General features: G+C 64.3%; 25 protein-coding genes. 4 read left to right on the forward strand and 21 right to left on the reverse strand.

What is annotated here, in order from left to right:
- Nucleotides 1–1002 (forward strand): polyprenyl synthetase family protein, encoded by a 1002-nt coding sequence (locus ACESL9_RS02030; protein ID WP_372609696.1) that lies wholly within the window; start codon nucleotides 1–3, stop codon nucleotides 1000–1002.
- 18 nt (nucleotides 1003–1020) lie between these two features.
- Here ACESL9_RS02030 and nusB read toward each other — a convergent pair whose 3' ends face one another.
- The 5 genes from nusB to ACESL9_RS02055 form a co-directional block, all read right to left on the reverse strand.
- Nucleotides 1021–1488 (reverse strand): transcription antitermination factor NusB, encoded by a 468-nt coding sequence (gene nusB / locus ACESL9_RS02035; RefSeq protein ID WP_372609694.1) that lies wholly within the window; start codon nucleotides 1486–1488, stop codon nucleotides 1021–1023.
- Nucleotides 1485–2030, reverse strand: a complete 546-nt coding sequence (locus ACESL9_RS02040; RefSeq protein ID WP_372609692.1) for a 6,7-dimethyl-8-ribityllumazine synthase — start codon at nucleotides 2028–2030, stop codon at nucleotides 1485–1487. The genes nusB and ACESL9_RS02040 overlap by 4 nt, the downstream gene beginning before the upstream one ends.
- 3 nt (nucleotides 2031–2033) lie before the next feature.
- Nucleotides 2034–3164: a 3,4-dihydroxy-2-butanone-4-phosphate synthase gene (ribB, locus tag ACESL9_RS02045; protein ID WP_372609690.1), complete on the reverse strand. Its 1131-nt coding sequence runs from the start codon at nucleotides 3162–3164 to the stop codon at nucleotides 2034–2036.
- Between the two features lie 77 nt (nucleotides 3165–3241).
- Nucleotides 3242–4213, reverse strand: coding sequence for an MBL fold metallo-hydrolase (locus tag ACESL9_RS02050; RefSeq protein ID WP_372609688.1), 972 nt, complete (start codon nucleotides 4211–4213; stop codon nucleotides 3242–3244).
- A 109-nt stretch (nucleotides 4214–4322) separates the two neighbouring features.
- Entirely contained in the window at nucleotides 4323–4910 is a 588-nt protein-coding gene (locus ACESL9_RS02055; protein WP_372609686.1) for a riboflavin synthase, read from the reverse strand.
- A 148-nt stretch (nucleotides 4911–5058) separates the two neighbouring features.
- Here ACESL9_RS02055 and ACESL9_RS02060 point away from each other — a divergent pair, with 148 nt between their 5' ends.
- From ACESL9_RS02060 to ACESL9_RS02070, 3 genes are all read left to right on the forward strand, one after another.
- On the forward strand, nucleotides 5059–6351 hold the full coding sequence (locus ACESL9_RS02060) for a capsule biosynthesis protein (protein ID WP_372609684.1): 1293 nt from the start codon (nucleotides 5059–5061) through the stop codon (nucleotides 6349–6351).
- A 113-nt stretch (nucleotides 6352–6464) separates the two neighbouring features.
- Nucleotides 6465–7610, forward strand: a complete 1146-nt coding sequence (locus ACESL9_RS02065; protein ID WP_372609682.1) for a polysaccharide biosynthesis/export family protein — start codon at nucleotides 6465–6467, stop codon at nucleotides 7608–7610.
- A 3-nt stretch (nucleotides 7611–7613) separates the two neighbouring features.
- Nucleotides 7614–9620, forward strand: a complete 2007-nt coding sequence (locus tag ACESL9_RS02070; protein WP_372674444.1) for a capsular polysaccharide biosynthesis protein — start codon at nucleotides 7614–7616, stop codon at nucleotides 9618–9620.
- 17 nt (nucleotides 9621–9637) lie between these two features.
- Here the strand turns inward: ACESL9_RS02070 and ribD are convergent, their stop codons facing one another.
- From ribD to ACESL9_RS02150, 16 genes are all read right to left on the reverse strand, one after another.
- Nucleotides 9638–10732, reverse strand: a complete 1095-nt coding sequence (ribD, locus tag ACESL9_RS02075) for a bifunctional diaminohydroxyphosphoribosylaminopyrimidine deaminase/5-amino-6-(5-phosphoribosylamino)uracil reductase RibD (protein ID WP_372609678.1) — start codon at nucleotides 10730–10732, stop codon at nucleotides 9638–9640.
- A complete protein-coding gene (gene nrdR / locus ACESL9_RS02080) occupies nucleotides 10729–11196 on the reverse strand; it encodes a transcriptional regulator NrdR (RefSeq protein WP_372609676.1) in 468 nt (155 codons plus the stop codon). Before nrdR ends, ribD begins: the two co-directional genes overlap by 4 nt.
- A 159-nt stretch (nucleotides 11197–11355) precedes the next feature.
- A complete protein-coding gene (locus ACESL9_RS02085; protein WP_372609674.1) occupies nucleotides 11356–11769 on the reverse strand; it encodes a secondary thiamine-phosphate synthase enzyme YjbQ in 414 nt (137 codons plus the stop codon).
- Between the two features lie 40 nt (nucleotides 11770–11809).
- A complete protein-coding gene (locus ACESL9_RS02090) occupies nucleotides 11810–12715 on the reverse strand; it encodes a U32 family peptidase (protein WP_372609672.1) in 906 nt (301 codons plus the stop codon).
- A gap of 4 nt (nucleotides 12716–12719) precedes the next feature.
- Complete coding sequence (locus ACESL9_RS02095; protein ID WP_372674445.1) at nucleotides 12720–13718, reverse strand: peptidase U32 family protein; 999 nt, start codon at nucleotides 13716–13718, stop codon at nucleotides 12720–12722.
- Nucleotides 13715–14233, reverse strand: coding sequence for an SCP2 domain-containing protein (locus tag ACESL9_RS02100; protein WP_372609668.1), 519 nt, complete (start codon nucleotides 14231–14233; stop codon nucleotides 13715–13717). Before ACESL9_RS02100 ends, ACESL9_RS02095 begins: the two co-directional genes overlap by 4 nt.
- Before the next feature lie 197 nt (nucleotides 14234–14430).
- On the reverse strand, nucleotides 14431–14766 hold the full coding sequence (locus ACESL9_RS02105) for a hypothetical protein (protein WP_372609666.1): 336 nt from the start codon (nucleotides 14764–14766) through the stop codon (nucleotides 14431–14433).
- Nucleotides 14767–14816: 50 nt separating this feature from the next.
- Complete coding sequence (locus ACESL9_RS02110) at nucleotides 14817–15236, reverse strand: hypothetical protein (RefSeq protein ID WP_372609664.1); 420 nt, start codon at nucleotides 15234–15236, stop codon at nucleotides 14817–14819.
- A 117-nt stretch (nucleotides 15237–15353) separates the two neighbouring features.
- A complete protein-coding gene (rpoD, locus tag ACESL9_RS02115; protein ID WP_372609662.1) occupies nucleotides 15354–17330 on the reverse strand; it encodes an RNA polymerase sigma factor RpoD in 1977 nt (658 codons plus the stop codon).
- A 160-nt stretch (nucleotides 17331–17490) separates the two neighbouring features.
- Nucleotides 17491–19431: a DNA primase gene (gene dnaG / locus ACESL9_RS02120; RefSeq protein ID WP_372609660.1), complete on the reverse strand. Its 1941-nt coding sequence runs from the start codon at nucleotides 19429–19431 to the stop codon at nucleotides 17491–17493.
- 36 nt (nucleotides 19432–19467) lie between these two features.
- A complete protein-coding gene (locus ACESL9_RS02125) occupies nucleotides 19468–19770 on the reverse strand; it encodes a hypothetical protein (protein WP_372609658.1) in 303 nt (100 codons plus the stop codon).
- Nucleotides 19771–19974: 204 nt separating this feature from the next.
- On the reverse strand, nucleotides 19975–20538 hold the full coding sequence (locus tag ACESL9_RS02130; RefSeq protein ID WP_372609656.1) for a sarcosine oxidase subunit gamma: 564 nt from the start codon (nucleotides 20536–20538) through the stop codon (nucleotides 19975–19977).
- Entirely contained in the window at nucleotides 20531–23458 is a 2928-nt protein-coding gene (locus ACESL9_RS02135) for a sarcosine oxidase subunit alpha family protein (RefSeq protein WP_372609654.1), read from the reverse strand. The genes ACESL9_RS02130 and ACESL9_RS02135 overlap by 8 nt, the downstream gene beginning before the upstream one ends.
- Nucleotides 23455–23727 (reverse strand): sarcosine oxidase subunit delta, encoded by a 273-nt coding sequence (locus tag ACESL9_RS02140; protein WP_372609652.1) that lies wholly within the window; start codon nucleotides 23725–23727, stop codon nucleotides 23455–23457. Before ACESL9_RS02140 ends, ACESL9_RS02135 begins: the two co-directional genes overlap by 4 nt.
- A gap of 79 nt (nucleotides 23728–23806) precedes the next feature.
- Nucleotides 23807–25060, reverse strand: coding sequence for a sarcosine oxidase subunit beta family protein (locus ACESL9_RS02145; RefSeq protein ID WP_372674446.1), 1254 nt, complete (start codon nucleotides 25058–25060; stop codon nucleotides 23807–23809).
- A gap of 219 nt (nucleotides 25061–25279) precedes the next feature.
- A complete protein-coding gene (locus ACESL9_RS02150; RefSeq protein WP_372674447.1) occupies nucleotides 25280–26710 on the reverse strand; it encodes a Glu/Leu/Phe/Val family dehydrogenase in 1431 nt (476 codons plus the stop codon).
- Between the last annotated feature and the right edge of the window lie 168 nt (nucleotides 26711–26878).

A 26878-nucleotide genomic window follows, 5' to 3' on the forward strand; every position in this document is an offset into this window, starting at 1 on the left:
ATGTCCGTGGATCAGACGGTCCGGAAACCGCATGAGAGGCTGGCCGCCCATCTGGGCGCGGAGATGGAAGCCGTGAACACCCTGATCCGGGAGCGCATGGCAAGCCGCCATGCGCCGCGCATCCCCGAAGTCACCGCGCACCTGGTCGAGGCGGGCGGCAAGCGGCTGCGCCCGATGCTGACCCTGGCAGCGGCGGAACTCTGCGGCTATGACGGCCCCTATGCCGTGCATCTGGCGGCCACGGTCGAATTCATTCACACGGCGACGCTCCTGCATGACGATGTGGTGGACGAGAGCGCGCATCGCCGCGGGCGTCCCACGGCGAACCTTCTGTGGGACAACAAGTCGAGCGTTCTGGTGGGGGACTACCTTTTCTCGCGCTCCTTCCAGTTGATGGTCGAGACCGGATCGCTCAGGGTTCTGGACATCCTTGCCAACGCCTCGGCGACAATCGCCGAGGGCGAGGTGCTGCAACTGAGCGCAGCGCAGGATCTGGCGACGGACGAGGGCGTTTACCTTCAGGTGGTGCGCGGCAAGACCGCCGCGCTGTTCTCGGCCGCGACCGAGGTGGGCGGCGTGATCGCGAGCGCACCCGACGCGGAGGTGCGCGCACTTCACGATTATGGCGATGCGCTGGGCGTTGCATTTCAGATCGTCGACGATCTGCTGGATTACGCAGGTGACAGGGCGGCGACGGGCAAGAATGTCGGCGACGATTTCCGCGAGCGCAAGCTGACGCTGCCTGTGATCAAGGCGGTGGCGCGGGCAGATGCCGAAGAGCGGGCCTTTTGGGAACGGGTCATCGAGAAGGGCGAGCAGCGCGATGGTGACCTGGAGCATGCCATTGCCCTGCTGAACCGGCATGACGCGCTGGAAGCCACGCGCATGGATGCGCTGAAATGGGCGGACAAGGCCAAGTCATCCATCGGCCTGCTGCCGGCGCATGAGTTGCGCGACATGCTGCGCGATCTGGCCGATTACGTGGTGGCGCGGATTTCCTGACCGGGCCGCCACCGCGCGTCAGAACGCGCCCGGTTTCACCTCGCGGGCCATGTGGTCGAGGACGGCGTTGACGAATTGCGGTTCCTTCCCCTCGGGAAAGAAGGCGCGCGCAACGTCGACATATTCGTTGATCACGACCCGGGGCGGGGTGTCGCCCTGCGTCAACTCGGTCCCGGCCGCCCGGAAGAGCGCGCGCAAGGTCGGGTCGATCCGGGCAATGGGCCATTTGGCCACCAAGGCACGGTCGGTCAACTGGTCGATCGACGCCTGGTAGTTCACGGCCGTTTGCATCAGGAACCGGAAATGCCCGGGGTCGCCCTCGGTCAACTCACCATCGTCGTAATCGGCGCCAAAGCGGAATTCCTCGAATTCATGAATGACGGATTCGACCGCCTGGCCCGAATGTTCCATCTGGAACAGCGCCTGCACGGCGTAAAGCCGTGATGCCGATTTCATCTTGCGTTTCTGATTGCCCGAGAGCGTCATCCGGTGGGGGTATCCTTGGCTTTGCCCGCGATCTTGTATTCATCGGAGTCGGGGATGAAACCGACCCCTTTGCGGGCGCCGCCCCACTTACGGCCGAGCGCGATCAGATGCAAGGCCGCCGCCGCCGCCCCTGCCCCCTTGTTCATCTTCTCGGGGTTGGCGCGGGCCTCGGCCTGATCGTGGGTCTCGACCGTCAGGATGCCGTTGCCGATGCACAGCCCCTGAAGCCCCAGAAGGGTCAGCGCGCGGGAACTGTCGTTGCAGACGGTTTCGTAATGGGTCGTCTCGCCGCGGATGACACAGCCCAGCGCGACATAGCCGTCGAAATTCGACAGGCGTTCCGCGATGCCGATGGCGGTTGGGATTTCCAGAGCGCCGGGCACTTCGATGACCTCGTGCGTGCCGCCGCTGGCCTTGATCTCGGCGGTGGCGCCGGCGATCAGGTGGTCGGCGATATCACGATAGAAAGGCGCCGTGACGATCAGGAGTTTCGCGGGCTTGTCAAGCTCGGCCCGCGGCAGGGTATAGTGGGATTCGGCCATGTCTCAGCCTCCTTCGTGGATCGGGCGGGTGCCCGTGATCGAAAGCCCGTAGGCTTCGATGCCAAGGTAACGCGTGCTGGGCGAGTCAGTGAGCAGGACAAGCTCGCTCAGGCCCAGCGTCGCCATGATCTGGCTGCCCAGCCCGGTGCGTTTCACGATCTTGGGGCCCTGGTCGCCTTCGCCGAAATCGAGCCTCGGATGCGGCTCGCGGAAAAGGAGCACCGCGCCGCGGCCTTCCTGGGCGATGATCCTCATCGCGCGGGGCAATTCGTCGGACAGGCCCGGGCCGAGGCCGAGGATATCCTCAAGCTCGTTCACCGCATGGGCGCGCACCAGCACGGGCTCGGGCGTGGTGATGTCGCCCTTGACCAGCGCCACGTGCTCGGTTCCGGTGATTTCGTCGACAAAGACACGCATCTGCCATTCGCCGCCATGCTCGGAGGTGACCATGCGGGTCCGGCTTTCGCGCACGAGGTTGTCATGCTTGTGACGATAGGCGATGAGATCGGAGATCGTGCCGATCTTCATCCCGTGTTCGCGCGCAAACTCGATCAGTTCGGGCAGGCGGGCCATGGTGCCGTCTTCGTTCATGATCTCGCAGATCACCGCCGAAGGGTTGAGCCCGGCAAGCCGCGAGATATCGACCGACGCCTCGGTATGACCGGCGCGCACCAGAACACCGCCCGTTCGCGCGCGCAGCGGAAACACGTGACCCGGCGTGGCAAGCGACGCCATCGTGTTCTTTTCGTTTATTGCGGTGGCGATGGTCAGCGCGCGGTCGGCGGCGGAAATGCCGGTGGTCACGCCTTCGCGCGCCTCGATCGAAACGGTAAAGGCGGTTTCCATCCGGCTTGAATTGTTGACCGCCATCATCGGCAGGCCAAGCCGGTCGATCCGCTCGGATGTCATCGGCAGGCAGATCAGGCCACGGCCGTGGGTGGCCATGAAATTCACCGCTTCGGGCGTGGCGAATTCGGCAGGGATGATCAGGTCGCCCTCGTTCTCGCGGTCCTCGTGATCGACGAGGATATACATCTCGCCACGCCGCGCGCCTTCGATGATCTCCTCGATCGGCGTGATGGCATCCTTGAGGGATTCTTCGACGGTGCCAGGTTGTTCAAAGCTCGTTGACATGGGTGTCCCCTTTCGCCCTGCCTGTTAGCGCAGGGCGAAAGGGTTGGCCAGAGCATCCGAACGTCACCCGGTGCCCATTATCCGCCGAATTGCCACAGCGCCGGGATGAAGCGATAGGCGTCGCCGTCGCGGATGACATGGCCCGCCCCGGGGAAGGGGAAGTGATAGCCCAGGATCGCGATGCCGTCGCTCGCCGCCATGTCGAGGATCGCGCGGCGGCTGGCCACGGTGGTTTCGGGGTCGGCGTCGATGTCGTTATACCACTCGGGATGGGCAAAGTTGAGCCATCCATGGGTGAGCGCATCGCCGACCGCGAGGAGTTGCTGGCCGTCTGATTCGATACGCAGCGCCATGTGGCCGGGGGTATGGCCAAAACTGTTCATCACGGAAATGCCGGGCGCGATCTCGTCACCGTCCTTGACGAAATTCCATTCGACCCCGGCGACATTGATCGAATTGACGGCGCCCAGAACGAATTGCTGTTCCTCGGGGGCGACCTGGTTCACAAGGTCATCCTGCATCCAGTAGGCATGTTCGGTCTCGCCGATGAAATAGGCGGCGCCGGGAAAGATCGCCTCGTCGAAATCGTCACGGATGCCCCAGATATGATCGGGATGGGCATGGGTGATGAAGACATGGGTGATCGTATCGGGGTCTATGCCCGCGGCTTCCATGTTCGCCATCACCCGCCCGGTGGTGTCGAGAAAGCGCGAGCCGGACCCGACATCGACCAGCACCCTGGCGTCGCCCAGTTCGACGAGCAGGTGATTGGTATGGGCATATGTTTCTTCCGTGTCGAGGTAATGGGTCTCGAGAAAGGCCGCAACCTCGCCCTCGGGCGCGTTGACGCCAAGCCCCTCAGCGGGCTGACTGAAGAATCCATCCGACAGCACGGTCATCCGCGCCTCGCCGAGGGAAAAGTGAAAATGCCCCGGGTTGGACCCGGCTGGCGCGCCCAGACGGGCGCGCGCGGCGGCGGGCAGCGCAAAGGCGGGGGCGAGTGCCGCGAGCTTGAGCAGATCGCGGCGGTTGGGACGGATGAGTGTCATGGTTGCGGCCTCCCTTTTCATTGGGGGCCGAGTATGAAGCCTGAGACGGGCAACGCAACAACAAATTGGAATGTGTTTTCCGAAGCAGTTCCCCGACGCCTGCGGCCCGTCAGGCGAAATCGCGCAGCTGGGCGACGTAGCGCGCCAGCGTGTCGATTTCGAGGTTCACGTGATCGCCCACCTTTGCCGCACCCCATGTCGTTGCGGTCTTGGTGTGGGGGATGAAATTGATCCCGAACGTGCAGCCCTCGACCTCGTTCACGGTGAGCGACGTGCCGTTGAGCGCGACCGACCCTTTGGGCGCGATGAAGCGCGCCAGAGCCTCTGGCGCGTGAAACTGCACGCGGGTGCTGTCTCCTTCGTCCTCCAGCGCCAAGATCTCGGCCACGCCGTCGACATGGCCCGAAACGATATGCCCGCCCAGCTCATCCCCGACCTTGAGCGCGCGTTCGAGATTGATGCGATGCCCCTCGTCCCAGCCGTCAAGGTTGGTTTTCGAGACGGTTTCGGCGCTGATCTCGACCTCGAACCAATCCTCGCCGAGTGCGACCACGGTCAGGCACACGCCGTCACAGGCGATCGAGGCGCCAATGTCGATCGTCGCGGTATCATAGCCAGTCGCGATGCGCGCGCGCAGGTCGCCACGTTGATCGAGCGCGCGGATTTTGCCGATGTCGGTCACGATGCCGGTGAACATGATAAGCCCCCATTGCGTTTGAAAGTCACCTAGTGTGCAGAAGAGCGATGTGCAACAAATCCCTGTTCTTTCTGCCATCTGCGGGCCATATTTTGGCCAACCCCTGTTGCTAGGACGGAGCGGAACAATTCCAAGCCATGTGAGATCCATGACCAAGATCACGGGGCAAGACCGCGCCTTCCTGTTCCTGCAGGGCCCGCACGGGCCGTTCTTTCACCAGCTGGGCAAGATGCTGCGGCGGGCCGGGGCGGATGTCTGGCGCGTGGGGTTCAACGCGGGCGACCGCGCGTTCTGGTTCGATGCGGCGCGTTATATCCCCTATCGCGGTACGCAGGACGACTGGCCCGAGACCCTTGCCGGCCTCGTTCGCGAAAAGGGCATCACCGATATCGTGCTTTATGGCGACGCGCGCCGTATCCACGCCGAGGCGGTGGCGCAGGCCCGAAAGATGGGGCTGGCCGTGCATGTCTTTGAGGAAGGCTACATCCGCCCCTACTGGGTGACCTATGAGCGTGGCGGCACCAACGGCAATTCCCGCCTGATGCAGATGAGCGTGGCCGAGATGCGCGCGGCGCTGGCCGAATCGGACATGGATGCCCCGCTGCCGCCTGCAAAGTGGGGCGACATGCGCCAGCATGTCTTTTACGGCGCGCTTTACCACTTCTTCGTGATGTTCCGAAATGGCGATTACCACAATTTCCGGGCCCATCGCGATCTGCCCGTGACCAAGGAATTCCAGCTCTATCTCAAGCGGCTGCTGTTGATGCCGGTGCAGGCCGCCGAGCGGTCGCTGGCGACGCTTCGCATCCGCTCGGGCGGGTTTCCCTATCATCTGGCGCTGTTGCAGCTCGAACACGACTCCAGCTTTCAGGCCCATTCCCCGTTTTCGACCATGACCGAGTTTCTCGACGTGGTGATCCGCGGGTTTGCAGAAGGGGCGCCCGGGCATCATCACCTTGTCTTCAAGGCACACCCGCTCGAAAACGGCCGGGTCCCGCTGCGCCGCGAAATACGCCGGATGGCCCGGGCCCAGGGCGTGGAGGGACGCGTTCACTATGTACGCGGTGGCAAGCTTGCCCGGCTTCTGGTCGAGGCAAGGAGTGCCGTGACGGTGAATTCGACCGCCGCGCAGCAGGTGCTTTGGCGTGGCATTCCGATCAAGGTGTTCGGTCGGGCGGTCTATGACAAGCCGGAATTCGTCTCGACCCAGCCGCTGCCCGCCTTCTTCGCCGGAGCCAGCCGCCCGGATCGCAAAGCCTATCACGATTACAGGCGCTATCTTCTCGAAACCAGCCAGGTGGCGGGGGGGTTCTACTCCGCGCGCGGGCGGCGGCAACTGATGCGCATGGTCGTGGACATGATGCTTGCCCCCGAGGATCCCTATGATGCCCTGCGCCTCGGGACCGCGGCGCCAAGGCAACAGTTGCGGCTGGTAAACTGACGCATACAAGCCCTAGCGGTTTATTTTATCCAGCAGATCGGTTAGGGTTGCGTCAATAACGACGTGCAAAGCGTTGACGACGAGGCAGAAAAACAGGTCGAGGAGACCGAGCAGTGAAATCCCATACATCCCGCTGGGCGCGGACCGTCGCCCTTATTGCTGCCCTTTCGGTCGTGGCATCCTGTGGCTTGCCGCGCGTGGGCCCCAACAAACGCGAGATTTTCGAGGGATCGGTACAGCGGCAGGGCGATGCCTTTGTCGTTTCGGTGAATGATCGCGTCACGCGCGCCACGGGCGTCGTGCCTGCGCTGGGTTTCTCGGAGGAATTCAAGAAGGCCGGGGCCATTGGCTCGGACACGATTCAACCGGGTGACACGCTGGGCCTGACCATCTGGGAGAACGTCGATGACGGTCTTCTGGCCGGGGAGGCCGCGAACTCGACCATTCTCGAGGAGGTGCAGGTTGACGGTGCAGGGTTTGTCTTTGTCCCCTATGCGGGCCGGATCCGCGCAGCTGGCAACACACCCGAGGCAATCCGTGGCGTCATCACGCGCAAACTCGCCGACCAGACCCCGGACCCTCAGGTCGAGGTGCGCCGGGTAGCCGGCGACGGTTCGACCGTCAGCGTGGTGGGCGCGGTGGGTGGCCAGGGCGTCTTTGCCATCGAGCGTCCGACCCGAACGCTTTCGACCATGCTGGCACGCGCCGGCGGCATCACCATCGAACCCGAGATCGCGCAGATCACGGTGATCCGCGGCGACATGCGCTCGAAGATCTGGTTCCAGGATCTGTTCGAGCATCCCGATTTCGACATCGCACTGCGTGGCGGTGACCGGATTCTCGTGGAAGAGGACAGGCGGTCGTTTACCGCGCTCGGGGCAACCGGCTCGCAGAACCGTGTCACATTCGAAAGCCAGACACTCAGCGCGCTGGAGGCCATTGCACAGGTAGGCGGGCTGCTGACAGCGAGTTCGGATCCCACGGGCGTCTTCGTTTTCCGCAACGAGCCGGACGAAATCGCCAACACGGTGCTGGACCGCGATGACCTGCAAGGTGCGCAACGCATGGTCTATGTTCTCGACCTGACCCAACCGAACGGCATGTTCCTTGCGCGTGATTTCAGCATCCGCGACGGTGACACGCTTTACGTGACAGAGGCGCCGTTCACTCAATGGAACAAGGTGATCTCTGCCGTGACAGGCACGCTCGGCTCGGTCGGAACGGCAACCTCCGGTGTCGAAACACTTAGCGGTGACTGACCCTTGCCGGAGTTCGAAACGGACAAGGCCGCCGGAGCACCCAAGCCCCGGCGGCTTTTCTATTACAATGCCGGGTTCCTGCGCCAGCGGCAGGTGCGACGCATCATTTCACTTGCAGGCTATGAGCTGAGGCTCGGCAAACCGGGGGCCGAGGACCTGATCGCTGTCTGGGGGCGTTCGCCCTATGCCGCGCGCGGCGAGGCCGTGGCACGCGCGACAGGCGCGGGGCTCATGCGGGTCGAGGACGCGTTCCTGCGTTCGCTGTTTCCGGGGCGGGCCGGCGAAGCGCCGCTCGGATTGATGATCGACAGCAGGGGCGGCGTGCATTTCGACGCCACGATCCCGTCGGATATCGAAAACCTGCTGGCCAACCATCCGCTCGACGATACGGCGCTTCTCGACCGTGCGCGCGGCACGATGGCCCGCCTGCGAGAGGCGCATCTGAGCAAGTATTTCGCCTTTGATCCCGATATGCCGCCACCCGATCCGGGTTATGTCCTGGTGATCGACCAAACGCGCGGCGATGCCAGCGTCACCCATGGGCAGGCCGACGCGAATACCTTTCGCGAGATGCTCTATTACGCACAAGAGGACAACCCGGGGGCACGGATCCTGATCAAGACCCACCCCGAAACCGAACAGGGTTTTCGCAAGGGGTATTTCGGCCCCGAGGACACCAGCGGGCGGATGACGCTTTTCACCGGGGCAGTCAGCCCCTGGGCGCTCTTCGAGGGGGCGATCGCGGTCTACACCGTATCAAGCCAGATGGGGTTCGAAGCGATGCTGGCGGGGCACAGGCCGGTGGTCTTTGGCCAGCCGTTCTATGCCGGCTGGGGATTGAGCGATGACCGCAACCCGCACCCCCTGCCCCGGCGCGGACGCAACCTCACGCGGGCACAGCTTTTCGCGGCGGCGATGATCCTGCATCCGACATGGTATGATCCCTGCACCGACCGGCTGTGCGAACTTGAAGAGGCAATCGCCAGCGCCGAGGCCCGGGCCAGAGAGTGGCGCGAGGATCGCCACGGCTGGGCGGGTGAGGGCATACGCCTGTGGAAGCGACGGTCGTTTCAACGATTTTTCGGACGGCACAAGGCGATGGTGTTCCGCGAGAAACCCGGCGACGGCCGACGGCGCATGGTCTGGGGCAGCGCGGGCAAAGCCGGTGACGTGGTCCGGGTCGAAGACGGTTTCCTGCGCTCGAAGGGCCTCGGGGCCGAGTTGATCCCGCCGCTTTCTCTCGTCTGCGACGATCTGGGGGTCTATTACGATCCGACGCGGGAAAGCCGGCTTGAGCGGCTGATCGCAGAGCGCGCGCAGCTTCGCCCCGATCAGGAGGATCGCGCAAGGCGGCTCATTGCGCGGCTCGTGTCGGAGCGGGTCAACAAGTATAACCTGGGTGGCAGCGCCCCGGCGCTGCCCAAGGGGCATCGCATCCTCGTGCCCGGGCAGGTCGAGGATGATGCCTCGATCCGGCTGGGCGCGGGCGAGATCAGCACCAACCTTGCCCTTTTGCAGGTCGCGCGCGCCGCCAATCCGCAAGCGGTGATCGTTTACAAGCCGCATCCCGATGTCGAGGCGGGTCTGCGCGATGGAGCAATCGACGCGGGCGGGCTGGCCGATATGGTGCTGGAGCAGGCCGACGCTCTGGCTCTTCTGGACGAGGTCGACGAGGTCTGGACCATGACCTCGCTTCTCGGCTTCGAGGCGCTGTTGCGCGGGGTCAGCGTAACTGTGACCGGGGCGCCCTTCTATGCGGGCTGGGGGCTGACACGCGACGGGGGCGATGTCCCGCCACGGCGCACGGCACGCCCGGCGCTCGAGGGGTTGGTGCATGCCGCCCTGATCGATTACCCACGCTATTTCGATCCGGTGAGTGGCCTGCCCTGCCCTGTCGAAACCGCGGTGGAACGGCTGGCCACGGGCGAGATTCCGCATCCCGGACCGGCAAACCGGTTGCTGTCCAAGTTGCAGGGGGTTTTCGCCGGATTCGCGCCGCTCTGGCGGTAAGTGCCTGTGCTCTTCGATCAGGCGCGGCGCCAACGGTGCAGGATATCGGCACCGACGGCGCGGACCTCGACCCGTTCAAAGCGCGGTGCCTCGTCCAACCGGGCCAGCCCCATCGCCCCGATCGAGGGCAGACCTTCGGCGCCGATGGCCATGCCGGCAGAGAAGATCACAAGCTCGTCCACCAGGTCCGCCGCCAGAAGCGAAGCGGCAAGTGCCCCGCCGCCCTCGCACAGCACCCGGGTCAGACCCTCCGCCCCGAGTGCGCGCAAAACCGATCCGATATCGAGCTGCCGGCCCGACAGATTACAGGCGATCAGCTTCGCGCCGATCCCTTCCCATGCCTCGTGCAGGGCCGGATCGGCATCCGTTCCATGGGCCAGCCACAGCGGCGCGTCCTGCGCAGTCATCGCAAGCCGGCTCATCAGCGGCAGGTCGAGACGGCGAGAGACCACGACGCGCACCGGCTGATGCGTGGTGCCGATCTCGCGCACGGTCAGCGATGGATCGTCGGCCCGCGCGGTGCCGCCGCCGACCATGACCGCATCGTGCCGCGCGCGCATCGCGTGCACCGCGCGCCGCGCCTCGGGGCCGGTGATCCATTGGCTTTCACCCGTTGCGGTGGCGATGCGGCCATCGAGGCTCGACGCGAGCTTGAGCGTCACGAAAGGCCGACCCTGTTCGGTACGCAGGAAGAAGCCGGCATGGTCGTGCGCGCCCTCGTCGGCCATGACGCCAGTCGTCACCGACACGCCTGCCGCGCGCAGCATCGCGAAGCCGTGCCCCGCGACACGCGGGTCGCTGTCTTGCAGCGGCGCCACGACACGGGCGATCCCGGCATTGATCAGTGTCTCGGAACAGGGCGGTGTCTGGCCGTGGTGCGCACAAGGTTCGAGCGAAACATAGGCCGTTGCCCCGCGCGCCGCCGCGCCCGCCTGCGCCAGCGCCTGTGGCTCGGCATGTGGTCGCCCGCCCGGCGCGGTGCAGCCGCGCCCGACGATCCGGCCCTCGCGCACGATGACGCAGCCCACCGCCGGGTTGGGCCATGTCCGGCCCTGCCCACGCCGCCCGAGCGCCAGGGCCAGCGCCATGAAGCGTTTGTCGGTGTCGCTCACTCTTCCGGTTTCACCTCCGGGCGCAACTCGCTGACGAACTTGTCGAAGTCGTCGGCCGCCTGGAAATTCTTGTAAACGCTGGCAAAGCGCACATAGGCCACCGTGTCGATCCGGGCCAGCGTTTCCATCACGATCTCGCCGATCACCTTTGACGGAATATCGGTCTCGCCCATGCTTTCGAGCCGCCGCACAATACCCGAAATCATCTGGTCGATGCGCTCGGGGTCAACGGGGCGTTTCTGCATCGAGATGCGGATCGAGCGTTCCAGCTTTTCGCGGTCGAAATCCTCGCGCCGGCCATTTGACTTGATCACCACGAGATCGCGCAGCTGCACCCGCTCGTAGGTGGTAAAACGACCGCCACAGGCCGGGCAGAAGCGGCGCCGGCGAATCGATACATGATCTTCCGCCGGTCGCGAATCCTTGACCTGTGTATCAATGTTCCCACAAAACGGGCAGCGCATCGCCCTTCCCCTTCACTCTTGTCTCGGCCTCGGTCTGGGGTTCGCGCCCCAGTTATCCACAGGCACTATAGGGGAGCCTCAAGCTTTTGGGTAGAGGGCAATTGTCGCCCCAAGATGCGGGCATTCAGTTTGTTGCCCCCTTGCGTCCATTCGCACGGATCACGGTGTGAAACAGGCCGCAACGCTACGCAGATGTGGTCGGTCACGATGTTCGAAAAGATAGACCCCCTGCCACGTGCCCAACACTGGCCGCCCCTGTGAAACGGGGATCGAAAGCGAAACCGGCATCATCGCGGCCTTGATATGGGCGGGCATGTCGTCGGGGCCTTCATGGGTGTGGACGAGATAGGCCATCGCGGGATCGGTCGTGGGCGGCACGAGACGCTGGAAATAGGCGCGCAGGTCGGATTGCACATCCGGATCGGCGTTTTCCTGGATGAGAAGCGAACAGGAGGTGTGGCGCACGAAAAGCGTGAGAAGACCGTCGCCCCGCCCCGCGGTCCAGCCGGTGACTTCGCGGGTGAACTCGTAAAGGCCCTGGCCGCGGGTTGAAATCTCGAACTCGGTCTGCATGGGGGTTTGTAACCCGGCTGCGGGGAATCTGCCAATGCCGTCAGGACGCCCGCGCGATGCGCCGATATCCAGCCTCGCCCAGCCAGAACCCGTTGGAGAAGGGCGCATCCATCTGCATCGCATCGAGCCGCGCGGCCGCCTCTTGCCCGTCGATGCGAGCGGCGGCGAGTTCGGCAAAGACCTTGGCCACGGCGACCATGTCCTGACGCTGCGGGACAAGCCGCAATGCGCTGACCCCCATCGCCCGCATGTCAGACACATGCGCGGCGAGGTTGACGTAAGAGCGCGACAGGGTCTGGATGCCGTTGACCACGAGGAACGGATCGCCATCCATCGTGGCAAGCGGCATCCCGTCGGGGTCCTCTTCGCAGACGAACTGGCAATTGTCCTTGGTGCGGCCATGGGCGCGAGCATGATAGCAGCGCGCCGACACGGCCAGCGAGGCGCGGCCAAAGACCTGAACCTCGATCCCGAGACCCGCCGCTCGCGCGGCCTGCGCCATCACCGCGACGCCCGCGCGGGGCAGCTCGGGCGGCAGGCTGACATGGGTGGCACCCTGCGCTGCGAGAAAGCGCATGGTTTCTTCGTTATAGACATTCATCATCGGTCCAACGCGATGCGGACGGCCAGCCAGCGCGCGCAGGGCGGCCGCGTTGTTGGCTTCGACCAGCCGGCCGTCGTCAACCGCGCAGAGATCATCGGTCGCCTTGCGCTCGCGCTTGAGCAGGATTTCGGCCAGCGAGGACCAGATCACGCGCTTGCCGCCCGCCTCCAGCCGCTCGGCAATCTCGGGCAGGTCGGCCTCGAAGAAGGGCGCGCGTTTGGAACAGATCAATTCGCCCAGAATGACGGTATCGACCGGAGCCTCGTCGGCAATGCGGGCATAGAAATCGCGCAGCGCGTCGCGCGACCAGTGATAGGGGATCGGGGCCAGCGTCAGCTCCATGATGTCACCGCCATTTCTTGGTCTGGAAGGCGCCCTGGGATTCCTTTTGCCCCTCGGTCAGGGCCACGAGGTCCGCGAGTTGCGCCTCGCGCCCTTCGCGGATGGCATCCACGGCGGCGCGGAAATTCGAGACCACCTGCCGGACATAGGCGCGGCTGCGCTGGCGACCCTCGATCTTAAAAGCATGAACCCCGGCCGCCATCAGCTCGGGCAGGAGCCGGGCGAGGTTGAGGCTGACCGGTTCCTCGAAGGCGTAATAGCCCGTTTCGCGGCAGGGCGCGCGATAGCGTCCCTTGCAGATGGTGGGATAGCCCGCCGTCTCGTCCGGAGCGAAACGGTCGATGGTAAAGGCACCCAGCCGCGTGGTCATGCTGCCATCGGCTTCGCGCTTGTACTCGACATCCGCGGCGGGTGAACAGACGCCGTCCATATTGGTCGAAAGCCCGGTGGCGTAATTGGTCAGGCTGCACCGGCCCTCGACCATCAGACCGTGATTGCCGAAGATGAAGGTTTCGATCTCGCAAGGGATTTCGGCCATGATGCCGCGGATTTCCGGAATCGTGAGGATGCGCGGCAGGACCACGCGCTTGATCCCGAAATTCTCGACATAATAGGCGATCGCCTCGGGGCTTGAAGCGGCGGCCTGCACCGAAAGATGCAGGCGCTGATCGGGATGCGCCTCGCGGATCGCGGCGGCGACACCGATGTCGGCGACGATCATCGCATCGACACCGAACCGCACACCCATTTCGGCGGCCTGGCGCCAGAGATCGAAGTGTCCGGCCGGGGGAAAGGTGTTGAGCGCCAGCAGAACCCTGGCGCCGCGCGCATGGGCATATTCGACCGCCTCGGCCATTTCCTCGGGCAGGAAGTTCAGCCCCGGAAAGTTGCGCGCGTTGGTCGCGTTCTGAAACCCGCAATAAACGGTATCGGCACCCGCATCGACCGCGGTGCGCAGCGCGGCGGGGGTGCCGGCGGGACAAACCAGTTCTCCGACTGTCATGCCTTCTTCGCCTTCCTTTTCTCGGCCAGGCGGCGCAGCCCGGCCAGCGCCGCGCGTCCGGGCGCGCCATGCATGTCGGCCACGCGCCCGGCGATGGACCCGTCGATGTCGTCGAGTGCGTTGCGCAGGCTGACCACGGCCTCGGTATTGCCTTCGATCACCAGATCGCGGGAGAAGAACAGCGCGTCGCCATCGAGGTCTGCATCGACCAGTTCCAGCAGATCGAGGAACCGGCCCGAGATCCGCGCCACATGATCAGGCGGCCGTCGCCGTGACACCGCGCGCATCAGCGGCGCATCAGGATCTGGCCGCAGGTGCAGCACAAAGGGCATGTCGATCGGATCTATGATGAAATCGCGCCCGACCCATGGGCCCAGGCGATTGAACATGCCCGGGTTTTCCGCCGCGATCCGCCGGACGACCCGGGCCAGCAATGGCTGGAGCAGGAAGAGCGGCAAGGGAAATCCCGGGCGGGATCGTGGCAGGGGCGAGGGGTGCAGGTCGGCATTGGACATGCAATGCACCTATCACCCGGACCGCCCCCATCACTTGATTTTGGTCAATTGGCCCAAGCCTTGAGGCATCAAACGCGCACTGTAAAATGGACGGTTCGCATAGCACGAAAGAGGGCGAAACATCGCCCCTTTTCAATTCATGCTTTCGGCTTGCCGGACCCGGAAGGGCCCGGTTTCCGAGTTGGCCGGATATGGCCTCAGGCGGCCTCGGTGGTCTGTTCGGGCCTTGTCAGCTCATAGCCCTTACGCTTGAGCGCCTTGATAATCTTGCGCCCCTTGCGAAGTTCATCCTTCTTTGCCTCCTCCCAAGCAAGCTTGCGCTGGTCTTGGGTTGCATCGGGGTTGCTGTCGCGAAAGTCCTGGAGCCATGCCGTATAGGCGACAAGGCGCACAGCCTTGCGAATGGCGGTTTGCTCGGGTGTCTTCGGGGTTTTTTCTGTCGTTTCTGCCATGATTTCACTTTCCGGAAAAAGTCGGGTCCAGTCATCCGGATCCGGTTGTTCAGATCGGGCGCGCGATGTCGCCGCGTGCAAGGATAGCACATCCGCGGGATTTGCAACTGAGATTATTGTCAAGGTCGCGGTCAGAAGGGCCAGACATCTTCGAAGGTATCAGCGCAGAACTGCTCGGCATGGGCCGTCCGCAGGTTATAGCCGACACGACGCATCGAAACCGAATAATTGCCATCCGTGCCCGGCCGCGGCCCATTGGCAAGCTCCGAATCGGGGTGAAGCGTGAAGACCACGCCGCGCTTGCCGCTCTCGGACAGGCTCGCCCCATAGCCCCGCAGGATGTAGAGCCGGTCATTGCCCCCTGCCCCCTGGGCCTGGCGCGCGTATTCAGCGGCTGCGCACCAGATCTGGCGTGGGCCATCCGCCCCACGCGTGACCACTTCGAACCCACCTTGAACCGGTGCCACGGTCAGACCGTTGATCGCAGTGAAGGCCTGGGCGGATCCGGCAGCGAGGCCCAAAGCGAGTGCCGAAATCAGGATTCTGTGCATTGGTCACCTCCGCTTACGCTCACCCTTCGACATAGGTTGCGCGGAGAGTCGGTTCAATTCACAAACGGCTGATCCGCGTAGGCAGAGGTCACCGGCCTCGCGGATTTCGCAAACGGTTCACTGATCCAGGAACGACCGGAGTTTACGGCTCCGGCTGGGATGTTTGAGCTTTCTCAATGCCTTGGCTTCGATCTGGCGAATGCGCTCGCGGGTGACGCTGAACTGCTGGCCCACCTCTTCGAGCGTGTGATCGGTGTTCATGCCGATGCCGAAGCGCATGCGCAGCACACGTTCCTCGCGCGGGGTCAGGCTGGCCAGAACACGGGTCGTGGTTTCCTTGAGATTGTCCTGAATGGCCGCGTCGAGCGGCAGGACCGCGTTCTTGTCCTCGATGAAGTCGCCAAGCTGGCTGTCTTCCTCGTCGCCGATCGGGGTTTCGAGGCTGATCGGTTCCTTGGCGATCTTCATCACCTTGCGGACCTTTTCGAGCGGCATCTGCAGCTTTTCGGCCAGTTCCTCGGGCGTGGGTTCACGACCGATCTCGTGCAGCATCTGGCGCCCGGTGCGCACCAGCTTGTTGATGGTCTCGATCATGTGCACGGGGATGCGGATCGTGCGCGCCTGATCGGCGATCGAGCGGGTGATCGCCTGGCGGATCCACCACGTCGCGTATGTCGAGAACTTGTAGCCGCGGCGATACTCGAACTTGTCCACCGCCTTCATGAGGCCGATATTGCCTTCCTGAATGAGATCAAGGAATTGCAGCCCGCGGTTGGTGTATTTCTTGGCGATCGAGATCACCAGCCGCAGGTTTGCCTCGACCATTTCCTTCTTCGCCTGCCGTGCCTCTTTCTCGCCCTTCTGGACCTGTTGCACGATGCGGCGGAACTCGCTGATATCAAGGCCGACATACTGCCCGACCTGCGCCATGTCGGAGCGCAATTCCTCGACCTTGTCGGTCGACCGTTCGATCAGGGCCTGCCAGCCGCGCCCGGGCTTGTCGGCCATATCTTCGAGCCAGGCCGGATCAAGTTCGCGCCCACGATAGGCGTCGACGAATTCCTTGCGGTTGATGCGGGCCTGGTCGGCCAGCTTTACCATCGCCGAGTCGATCTGCATGATCCGGCGGTTGATGCCGTAAAGCTGATCGATCAGCGCCTCGATACGGTTGTTGTGAAGGTGGAGTGCATTGACGAGCTTCACGATCTCGGAACGGAGTTCCTGATAGGTGGTTTCGTCCTTCTTCGAGAAGGATCCATCCTCGTTCAAGGTCGCCGAGATGCGACTGTCCTGCATCTCGCTGAGCTTGGCATAGTCGTCGGCGATCCGGTCGAGCGTTTCCAGAACCCGCGGTTTGAGCGCGGTCTCCATGGCTGCAAGGCTCATGTTGGCCTGCTCGTCCTCGTCGTCGTCATCTTCCTTGGCGATCGGGTTGCCATCAGCGTCGAGTTCGGGCTCGTCGTCTTTGGCCTTGGGCGCGGTCGCGACATTCGCGGCCTCCACCACCGGCTCGCCCTGTTCCTCGTCCATCTGGTTGCCGAACGTGGTTTCAAGGTCGATCACGTCGCGCAGCAGGATATCTTCGGACAGAAGCTCGTCCCGCCAGATGGTGATCGCCTGAAAAGTCAGCGGGCTTTCGCAAAGTCCCGCGATCATCGTGTTTCGGCCCGCCTCGATCCGCTTGGCGATGGCGATTTCGCCTTCGCGGCTCAGCAACTCGACAGTGCCCATCTCGCGCAGATACATGCGGACAGGATCGTCCGTCCGGTCGAGCTTTTCCTGCCCACTTCCGCCCAGCGTCAGTTCGCCCTTCTGGCCGATCTCGACAACGGCGGTGTTCTTCTGCTCCTCTTCCTCGGCCTCCTCGTCCTCGATGATGTTGATGCCCATCTCCGAGAGCATCGACATCACGTCCTCGATCTGTTCGGAATTCACCTGATCGGGCGGCAGGACCTGGTTGAGCTGATCGTAGGTGATGAACCCCTTTTCACGCGCCTCGGAGATCATCTTCTTCACGGCTGCCTGGCTCATGTCGAGCGAGACTTCGGGCTCCTGGTCGTCGGGTTTACGCTCTTCGGTGTCCTTGGCGGCCATTGAGTGCTCCTGCTCAGTCGGTCTGCGAGACTATCTTGGGACGACCATTTCCGGCCAATCCCGCGACAGGTGATTCGCTTAACCGCGAATCATGGGGGTATCAGGGTGATTCGGCCACCCGTTTACCCTGAATTCTTCACCGAATCCTCACCAAAACGCGCTACCGTTGCCGTTTGGCATAATTGATCTGGTCCAGCAAAGCATCAAACGCGTCCTTTTCCCGTCGGTCGATCCGGGCGCCGTTGTCACCGAGATCGAATTCCGCCTTGTCCTCCCCCGTGCCGTGCGCGGCCCGGTTATGCGCCTCGGCGGCCTGACCCAGCCTCCATGTCAGCGCTTCATCCGCCGGCCCCGACAGGTCTTCGGCCGCCTCGGCTATCTCGGCCTGAAGGCCACGGTTCGCATCGATCTTGGCCAGTTCCTCGGCCACGGTCATCCGAGCCAGGTCGATATCGCCCGGACGGCGAAACGCGGGGACGATGCGAAGATGGGGCTGCGCAAAGAGTTTTTCAAGCGCCGCCTCGCCCAACGCCGCGGCCATCGGTTCGGGCCCGGGCGAAATCTCCTTGGCCAGCAGGCGCAGCATTCGGTTGCGGAGCGCGTCATGATCGGGATCGAGGCAATGCATGGCCTCGATCTGGCCCTCGAATTCCTGCGCCAGATCGGGATGCGAAATCAGCACCGCAAGGATCACGGCCTCGCGCAGGTGATCCTGCGCAGCGTCACCCGCAGCCACGATGAGCGAGGATTTCGTCGCGGTCTGAACCTCTGGCAAGGCTGACCATTTTGCCTTGGGGGTCCATTGGCGGCGCGGGTTGAAGAGCTTCCAGCGCATATCCTTGATCGCAGCCCCGTAATGCTGGCGGATCGACGGATCACGAATAAGTTTAATCTTTTCTCTCAGGGCCTTATCGAGCGCTGCCTTGCGTTCCGGGCTGTCGAAGACACGGCCTTCGGTCTCGCGCTGCCACAACAGTTGAACCATCGGCATCGCCTGATCGAGCAGGGATTGCACCGCCCCCGGCCCGCCCTGGCGGAGCACGTCATCCGGGTCTTTGCCTTGGGGCATCAAGGCAAAACGCAGGGATTTACCGGCTTCAAGAAGCGGCAGGGCGAGGTCGATCACGCGATGCGCAGCGCGCAGGCCGGCGGTGTCACCGTCGAGCGCGATGAGCGGTTCGTCCGCGATGCGCCACAAGAGTTGAAGCTGGGCTTCGGTGACAGCCGTTCCAAGCGGCGCGACGGCGGCGCCGAACCCGGCCTCGGAGAGGGCGATCACGTCCATGTAGCCCTCGGCCACGATCAACGGATTCCCCTTGCCCGCCGCCTCGCGGGCGGGGCCGTGATTGTAGAGCGTGCGCGATTTGTCGAAGAGCAGGGTTTCGGGCGAATTCAGATACTTGGCGTTGTCGTTCGGGTCCATCGCCCGGCCGCCGAACGCGATACAGCGCCCGCGCGGGTCGCGGATCGGAAAGATGATCCGGTTGCGGAACGTGTCATAGGGCTTGCCACCCTGCCGGCTCGAGGGTTTGGCAAGACCGGCCTCGATGATCAGGTCTTCGGCGATCCCCCTGGCGCGCAGGTGATCCCACAGGTTCTGCCAGCCGTCGGGTGCGAAACCGATCTCGAACCGCTCTTGCGCTTCTGCGCCAAGGCCCCGTTTTTTCTCGATATATTCGCGTGCCATGGTTCCTGCGGCGGTGCGCAGTTGCAGGCGGAAAAACTGCACCGCCTGTTCCATCACCTCGGACAGTTCCGAGCGCCGGTCGGCCTTTTGCCGGGCTTGCGGGTCGCGGGCGGGAACCTGCATCCCGGCCTCGCGGGCGAGGATCTCGACCGCCTCCATGAAGTCCACGTTCTCGGTTTCGCGGACAAAGGAAATCGCGTCTCCCTTGGCGTGACAGCCAAAGCAGTAATAGTAGCCCTTGCGGTCATCTACATGAAAAGACGCCGTTTTTTCCTGGTGGAAAGGGCATGGCGCCCACATGTCGCCCTTGCCCTGGTTGGATTTGCGCATGTCCCACATGACCTTGCGCCCGACCACCTGGGAAAGCGAGGTGCGGGTGCGCAATTCATCGAGGAAACCGGGGGGCAGCGACATGGGGGGTTCACGAATTTTCCTAAAAAATTCAGGTCCTTATTGCTTGTAGGCGTTGCATTGTTCGAGAAAGGAGCCGCTGACATCGCGTTTCAGGTCGCTGCGGTGGAGCGTGTAGACAAAGCCCACCAGCAGCGGGACGGACGGGGCAAGACCCTCGTCGGTGGTATCGAGAATGGCATTTTTCGTTCGCTCCTCGGAGCGTCTTTTCTGTCTCATTTCAACAGCTTGCAAAACGATCTCGGTCTGTGCCGCGCAGCGGTCGGCGCGTTCCTGTTCGGTTTCGGAAACTGCCGGAGCGGCGATCGGGAGTATCAGGATTGCAGCGAGAAACGCGCGCATGGGGCCTCCTGCCGGGGATTCGGCTCTGTCGTGTTTGACATAATATGACGCAACGCGCGGTGCGGTTAAAGGTCGGATGCCATCCGCCAGGCGGGGGGTGATCCGCGGCTGCTGGACGGCTGCCATGCGTGCACCGCCGCAGTGCGGCATTCGCGTCGCCGAATTCGGTTAACGCCGCGCGCGGTGGTGGTGATTTTCATCATATCAAAGTCGCTTGCGCGCCGCGACCGATTGCATCGCTGTTTCGAGATCATGCGCCAGCGTCGCGGCCATCGACCGGAACACGAGAATGAGGAACGCCTCCTCGCCCAGCCGAGTGAGCGAACCCATCATATGCGCGATCTCGGTGCGCGCGGTGTGGCCGCGTTTGAACGAGCCGCGCCGCAGGTCGAGCGGCGTCAGCCGGGCCAGCACATCCTGTGCCCCCGCGCCCGAAAGCCGGACCATCGCCCAGGCGTCGGACTGATCGGTGAGGGCCGCGTTCCGGGCCAGTTCCGCATCGGGCGCGGGCCCGACCAGAAGCGCCTGCCCCTGCCCGAACCAGAGCGCGCGCGCGCCCGCCTTGCCGGTCATGCGCCCGGGCTTGGGCCAGGCCATGCCATGCGCTTTCTTCAGTGCATCCGACAACGCCCCGTCCTGCCCCCGGTATGGTGCGATCGAGGTGAGCGCGCAGGACGGTTCCTCGCTGGCGGTCACCGTGCCGATGGAAAGCGGCAAGAGCCCGGCGCAGGGCGGTGTCGCAATGAGGTTGAGCTCGGATTCAGCCACGGGCGCGCCCTCCTTCGGGATCGAAAAAGACCGGGTTGCAGACTTCGCAGGTGGTCTCCACCCCGCGCAGGTGATCGACCATGCGGATGGTCTCGCCGATCCGCTCGGGCCCGCGCCTGAGAAAGCCCAGCCCGATGTAATGGCCCAGCGTCGGCGAGAAGCCGACCGAGGTAACATAGCCCTGATCGTTCTCGCGGATGGCCTCGGCCCCCTCGTCAAAGAGATGCGCCCCGGCGGTGAGTTGCTGCACATCGCCCACGGGTTTGAGGCCGACGAGACGTTCGCGCCCCTCGTCCATCAGGCCCGGGCGCTGGCTGGCACTCTTGCCGATGAAATCCTTCTTGCGGCTCATCATCCCCTGCATGCCGATGTCGAAGGCGGTGGTGCGGCCATGGATCTCGGCATGGGTGATGAAACCCTTTTCGATGCGGAGCACGTTGAGCGCCTCCATCCCGTAGGCGCCCCCGCCCAGCGCCTCGGCCTGTCGCTTCAGCAGGCGAAAGAGGCTGTCGCCATAGCGCGCGGGCACGGCGATTTCATAGGCGTGTTCGCCGGAAAAGGAGATGCGGAAGAGCCGTGCGTCGATCCCGCCCAGGGTCACGGCGCCGCAACCCATGAAGGGAAAGCTGTCGTTGTCGATGGGGGTATCGAGCAGGCCGTTCACCAACTCCCGCGATTTCGGCCCGGCGACGGCGAATTGCGCCCATTGCTCGGTGACCGACATGAGTTGCACGTCAAGTTCGGGGCGCAGGCCCTGGCGCACGAATTCCAGATGCCGCATCACCGGCCCGGCGGCGGCGGTGGTGGTGGTCATCAGGTAATGGTTTTCGCCCAGCCGCGCGGTGGTACCGTCGTCCATCACGTGGCCATCCTCGCGCAACATCAGGCCATAGCGCGTGCGCCCGACCTTCAGCGTGGAAAACATGTTCGTGTAGACGAAATCGAGAAACGCCCCCGCATCCGGCCCCTGGATGTCGATCTTGCCCAGGGTCGAGACATCGCAGATGCCCACCGCGCCCCGGACGAACCCGACCTCGCGGTCGCAGGATTGGCGCCACGTGGTCTCGCCCGGGGCGGGGAAATACGAGGGGCGATACCACAGCCCGGCCTCGATCATCGGGGCACCCGCCGCGATGCTGGCCTTGTGCGAGGTGGTCATGCGTTCGGGCGCGAAGCCCTTGCCCTGTGCGCCCGCGCCCATCGCGGCGATGGAGACCGGGACGAAGGGCGGGCGATAGGTGGTGGTGCCGGTCTCTGGGATGGTGCGGCCGGTGGCATCGGCCAGCACGGCCAGCGCGTTCACGTTGGAGTTCTTGCCCTGGTCGGGGGCCATGCCCTGCGTGGTGTAGCGCTTCATGTGCTCGACCGAGCGGTAGGCTTCGCGCGCGGCGAGATTCACGTCCTTCACGGTCACGTCGTTCTGAAAATCGAGCCAGGCGCGCCCCTTGCCCGGCACCGACCAGAGCGGGGTGATGTCATAGGCGCCATCCTCGGCACGGGGGATCTCGGGCGTCCCGGGATTCAGCCCCAGGTCGGTGAGCGCGGCCTGCGCTTCCTCGGCGCCCGCGGCGAGACAGCCGGCGGTGGAAAAGGTGCCGTTCGCGGCCCCCGCGGCGGCGAGGCCCGGCACCATGCCCGCGCGCGGCACGAAAGCGGCGATCCCGGGCGCCCAGTCGGGCCGGCCGCCCATGTGACAGGCGAGATGCAGCGAGGGATTCCAGCCGCCCGAGACGGCCAGGCAATCGGCCTGCACCTTCTCGATGCCCGACATGGTGGCGATCGAGACCGCTTCGAGCCCCTTGCGACCTTCGGATCCGCAGATATGGCCAGCGTAGAACGGCACGTCGAGGGTGGTGGTCGCGCCCAGCCGCGCATCGACGAGGGCAGCGACATTGACGCCCGCGGCCAGGAGGTCGGCGGCGCTGCGATGGGCGCCATCGTTGTTGCCAAAGACCACGACCGAGCGCCCGGGCGCCACGTTCCAGCGGTTGACATAGGCGCGCACCGCCCCCGCCATCATGATGCCCGGGCGGTCATTGTCGCGAAAGGCCACGGGGCGCTCGAGCGCCCCGGTGGCAAGGATCGCGCGTCGCGCGGAGATGCGCCAGAAACATTCGCGCGGCGCGGGGCCCGGATTGGGCACATGCATCGCCACCCGCTCAACCGCGCCATAGGTGCCGCCATCATAGGCGCCGGTCACGGTGGTGCGGGGCATCAGGCGGACATTCTCCATCGCCCGCAGCTCCTCCACCACGCCCGCCGCCCAGTCGCGGCCCGCCTGTCCGCCGACCTCTTCGGTCTCAAGGTTGAGCCGCCCGCCCATCACGCGGTCCTCGTCGGCAAGGATCACGTCGGCCCCGGCCCGCGCCGCGGTGAGCGCCGCCATGAGGCCCGCAGGCCCTGCCCCGATCACCAGGAGGTCGCAATGGGCAAATGCCCTTTCATAGCGCTCCGCATTGGCCTGCCCCGAAAGCGCGCCAAGGCCCGCCGCGCGGCGGATCATCGGTTCGTAAAGCTTTTCCCAGAAGGCGCGGGGCCACATGAAGGTCTTGTAATAGAAGCCCGCACCGAAAAACGGCGCCGCCAGATCATTGAGCGCCAGCAGGTCCCAGTCGAGCGAGGGCCAGCGGTTCTGCGAGCGCGCCTCGAGCCCGTCGTAAAGTTCGAGCGTGGTGGCGCGCAGGTTGGGGTCTTGCGCGGCCCCCTGCCCCGCGGTCACGAGCGCGTTTGGCTCCTCGGAGCCTGCGGTCATGATGCCGCGCGGGCGGTGATACTTGAAGCTGCGCCCGACAAGGCGGATGCCGTTGGCCAGCAGCGCCGAGGCCAGCGTGTCGCCGTGATAGCCATCATAGGCGTGGCCATCGAAGGAAAATCGCAGCGGTCTCGCGCGGTCGATCAGCCCGTTTCCATCGATCCTCATGCCACGTCCCCCTTGACGGCACTGGCCAGTTCGACGGCGTGAATCTCATGGCTGCGCGTGTCGCGCGTCACCACCAGCCAGGCGGCGCAACCCATCTCGTGATACCAAAGCTCGCGGGTCGGCCCGGCCGGGTTGTCGCGGTTGTGGACATAATCGTTCCAGGCCGCATCCCCCGCGTCGGGATCGGGCCGGTCGAGGGCGAGCGCATCGCCCATGTAGGTGAATTCGCGGATGTCGCGCGATCCGCAACAGGGGCAGTCGATCCTCATGCGGCATCTCCGATCGGGGGCGCCATGTGCAGCTCTTTCTTGGGAAAAATACTCATATCCAACCTTTCCACGCGCGCCGTCAGTGCAGGTTATGCTGCGCGCCGGTGCCCTCTTCATCCATCAGCCCGCGCCCGGTTTCGAACCGGTCGAGCCGGAAGCCCGCGGCATGTTCATGCGGTGTGCCCGTGGCCATCAGGTGTGCCATGCACCAGCCCGAGGCCGGCACCGCCTTGAACCCGCCATAGCACCAGCCGCAATTGAGAAAGAGCCCGTCGATATGGGTGGCGTCGATGACCGGCGAACCGTCGGGCGACATGTCCATGATCCCGCCCCAGGACCGCAGCACCCGCGCCTTGCCGATCATTGGCATGAGCGCCATGCCCGCCTCCATCACGTGCTCGGCCATGGGCAGGTTGCCGCGCTGCGCGTAAGAGGCGTAAAAGTCGATGTCGCCGCCAAAGACAAGCCCGCCCTTGTCGCTTTGCGAGATGTAGAAATGGCCCATCCCGAAGGAAATCACATGGTCGATCACCGGCTTGAGCCCTTCGGTGACGAAGGCCTGCAATACGTGGCTTTCGATCGGCAGGCGCATCCCGGCCATCGCCGCCACCTGGCTCGAACGCCCGGCCACGACGAGCCCGACCTTCTTGGCGCGGATCGCGCCGCGGGTGGTCTGCACGCCCCGCACCTGCCCGTTCTCGATATCGATGCCGGTCACTTCGCAATTCTGGATCAGGTCAACGCCGCGCTGATCGGCGCCACGCGCATAGCCCCAGGCCACCGCGTCGTGCCGGGCGGTGCCACCGCGCGGATGGTAGAGCCCGCCATAGATCGGAAAGCGCGCATTGTCGAAATCGAGATAGGGCAGGATCTCGCGCACGCCGTCGCGGTCGAGAAGGATCGCGTCATCGCCCTGGTTGATCATCGCGTTGCCGCGCCGGGCGAAGGCGTCGCGCTGACCGTCGGAATGGAAGAGGTTGATGAGACCGCGCTGCGAATGCATCACGTTGTAGTTGAGATCCTCTTCGAGCCCCTCCCAGAGTTTCAGCGAATGGGAGTAGAACTCGGAATTGCCCGGCAGGAAGTAGTTGGCCCGCACGATGGTGGTGTTGCGCCCCACGTTGCCGCCGCCGATATAGCCCTTTTCGAGAACCGCCACGTTGCGCAGCCCGTGGTTCTTCGCAAGGTAATAGGCGGTCGAGAGCCCGTGCCCGCCGCCACCGATCACGATGGCATCATATTCCGCCTTCGGTTCCGGGTCGCGCCAATGCGGTGTCCAGCCCTTGTTGCCGGTCAGCCCCTCGGTCAGGATTTTCAGCGCGGAAAAGCGCATGCTCGTCTCCCCTTTGCGTGCCCCGGAGTGAACCAAGTCGCCGGCAACTTAGCAACCGGGGCGTAGAGGAAAACCCGGCTTTTCGACAAAAATCCGCCAAGGCGCGACACGTTACCCCCCACCGGCTCAAAACACGGTCGCGCAATGCCGGGCAGATGCCGCCATGTTTCGAAGAAGACGGCCCGGGATTTGCGAGACAATCCGGGGCCGCGGCGCGGTTCAGAGGCCCTTGGCACGATAGCTTGCCGCCACGCGGTCAATGGCGACGAGATAGGCGGCGACGCGCAGATCCTCGACATCGTCGCGGTCGTGCCAGACCTCGCGCATCGACTGGTAGGCGGTGCGCATCGTGTCGTCGAGCCCCGAGCGCACCAGTTCCAGCTCGTCCGCCCCGCGCAGGTAGCGATCCTTGAAATCGGGCGACAGCGTCCAGTTGATCGAACTGTCGCGGCTGATCCGCTCCAACTCGTCCACGACAAGCTGGTGACGCGCCTCTTCCTGGCGGCGCTGCATCCGGCCGAACCGGATATGGGAAAGGTTCTTGACCCATTCGAAATAGGATACGGTCACGCCGCCCGCGTTGGCATACATGTCGGGGATGATGATCGTGCCCTTCTTGCGCAGGATCTCGTCGGCGCCGGCGGTGATGGGGCCATTGGCGGCCTCGATGATCAGCGGGGCCTTGATCCGGTCCGCGTTTTCCATGGTGATCACGCCTTCGAGGGCTGCGGGGATGAGGATATCGCAGTCCGCCTCCAGCACCGCGCCGCCGTCGGCGGTATGGGTGGCGTCGGGAAAGCCCGTGACGCCGCCATGCTTGACCAGCCAGGCATGCACCGCCTCGACATCGAGGCCGTTTTCGGCAAAGAGCGCGCCGTCGCGTTCGATGATGCCGGTAATGATCGAGCCGTCCTCCTGTTGCAGGAACTTGGCGGCGTGGTAGCCCACGTTGCCCAGCCCCTGGACGATCACGCGCTTGCCGTCGAGCTTGCCCGCGAGGCCCGCCTTGGCCACGTCCTCGGGGTGGCGGAAGAACTCGCGCAGGGCATATTGCACGCCGCGGCCCGTCGCCTCGACCCGGCCGGAGATGCCGCCGGCATTGAGCGGCTTGCCGGTGACGCAGGCGCGGGAGTTGATGTCGGTGGTGTTCATCCGCGCGTACTGGTCGGCGATCCAGGCCATTTCACGTTCGCCCGTGCCCATGTCGGGGGCGGGCACGTTCTGCGCGGGGTGGATCAGGTCACGCTTGGCCAGTTCATAGGCAAAACGACGGGTGATCAACTCGAGTTCGTGCTCGTCCCAGTCGCGCGGGTCGATGCAAAGCCCGCCCTTGGACCCGCCGAACGGGGTTTCGACCAGCGCGCATTTGTAGGTCATCAGCGCGGCCAGCGCCTCGACCTCGTCCTGGTTGACGGCGGTGGCGTAACGGATGCCCCCCTTCACCGGCTCCATATGTTCGGAATGCACGCTGCGATAGCCGGTAAAGGTGTGGATATGGCCGCGCAAACGGACCCCGAAGCGCACCGTGTAGGTGGCGTTGCAGACCCTGATCTTTTCCTCCAGCCCCGGCGGAAGGTCCATGATCGCGACCGCGCGGTTGAACATCAGGTCCACGCTTTCACGGAAACTCGGCTCTTTCACAGCAGACATTGTGACCTCCCATCTGCATAAAATCCGGGCACGACTCGCCCCCGGTGCTGAACAAGATGTCGCAGCTTGGTCGGGAATTGCAAATTCCTCTTTCCGGCGCGTGAAGGCGATCGGGGAAAACGCGCGATTTCAACGCGAACTGTCACGAAGGTTGAAACAATGCGGCGG

The sequence above is a fragment of the Aquicoccus sp. genome (genome assembly GCF_041686535.1).
GTDB lineage: Bacteria > Pseudomonadota > Alphaproteobacteria > Rhodobacterales > Rhodobacteraceae > Aquicoccus.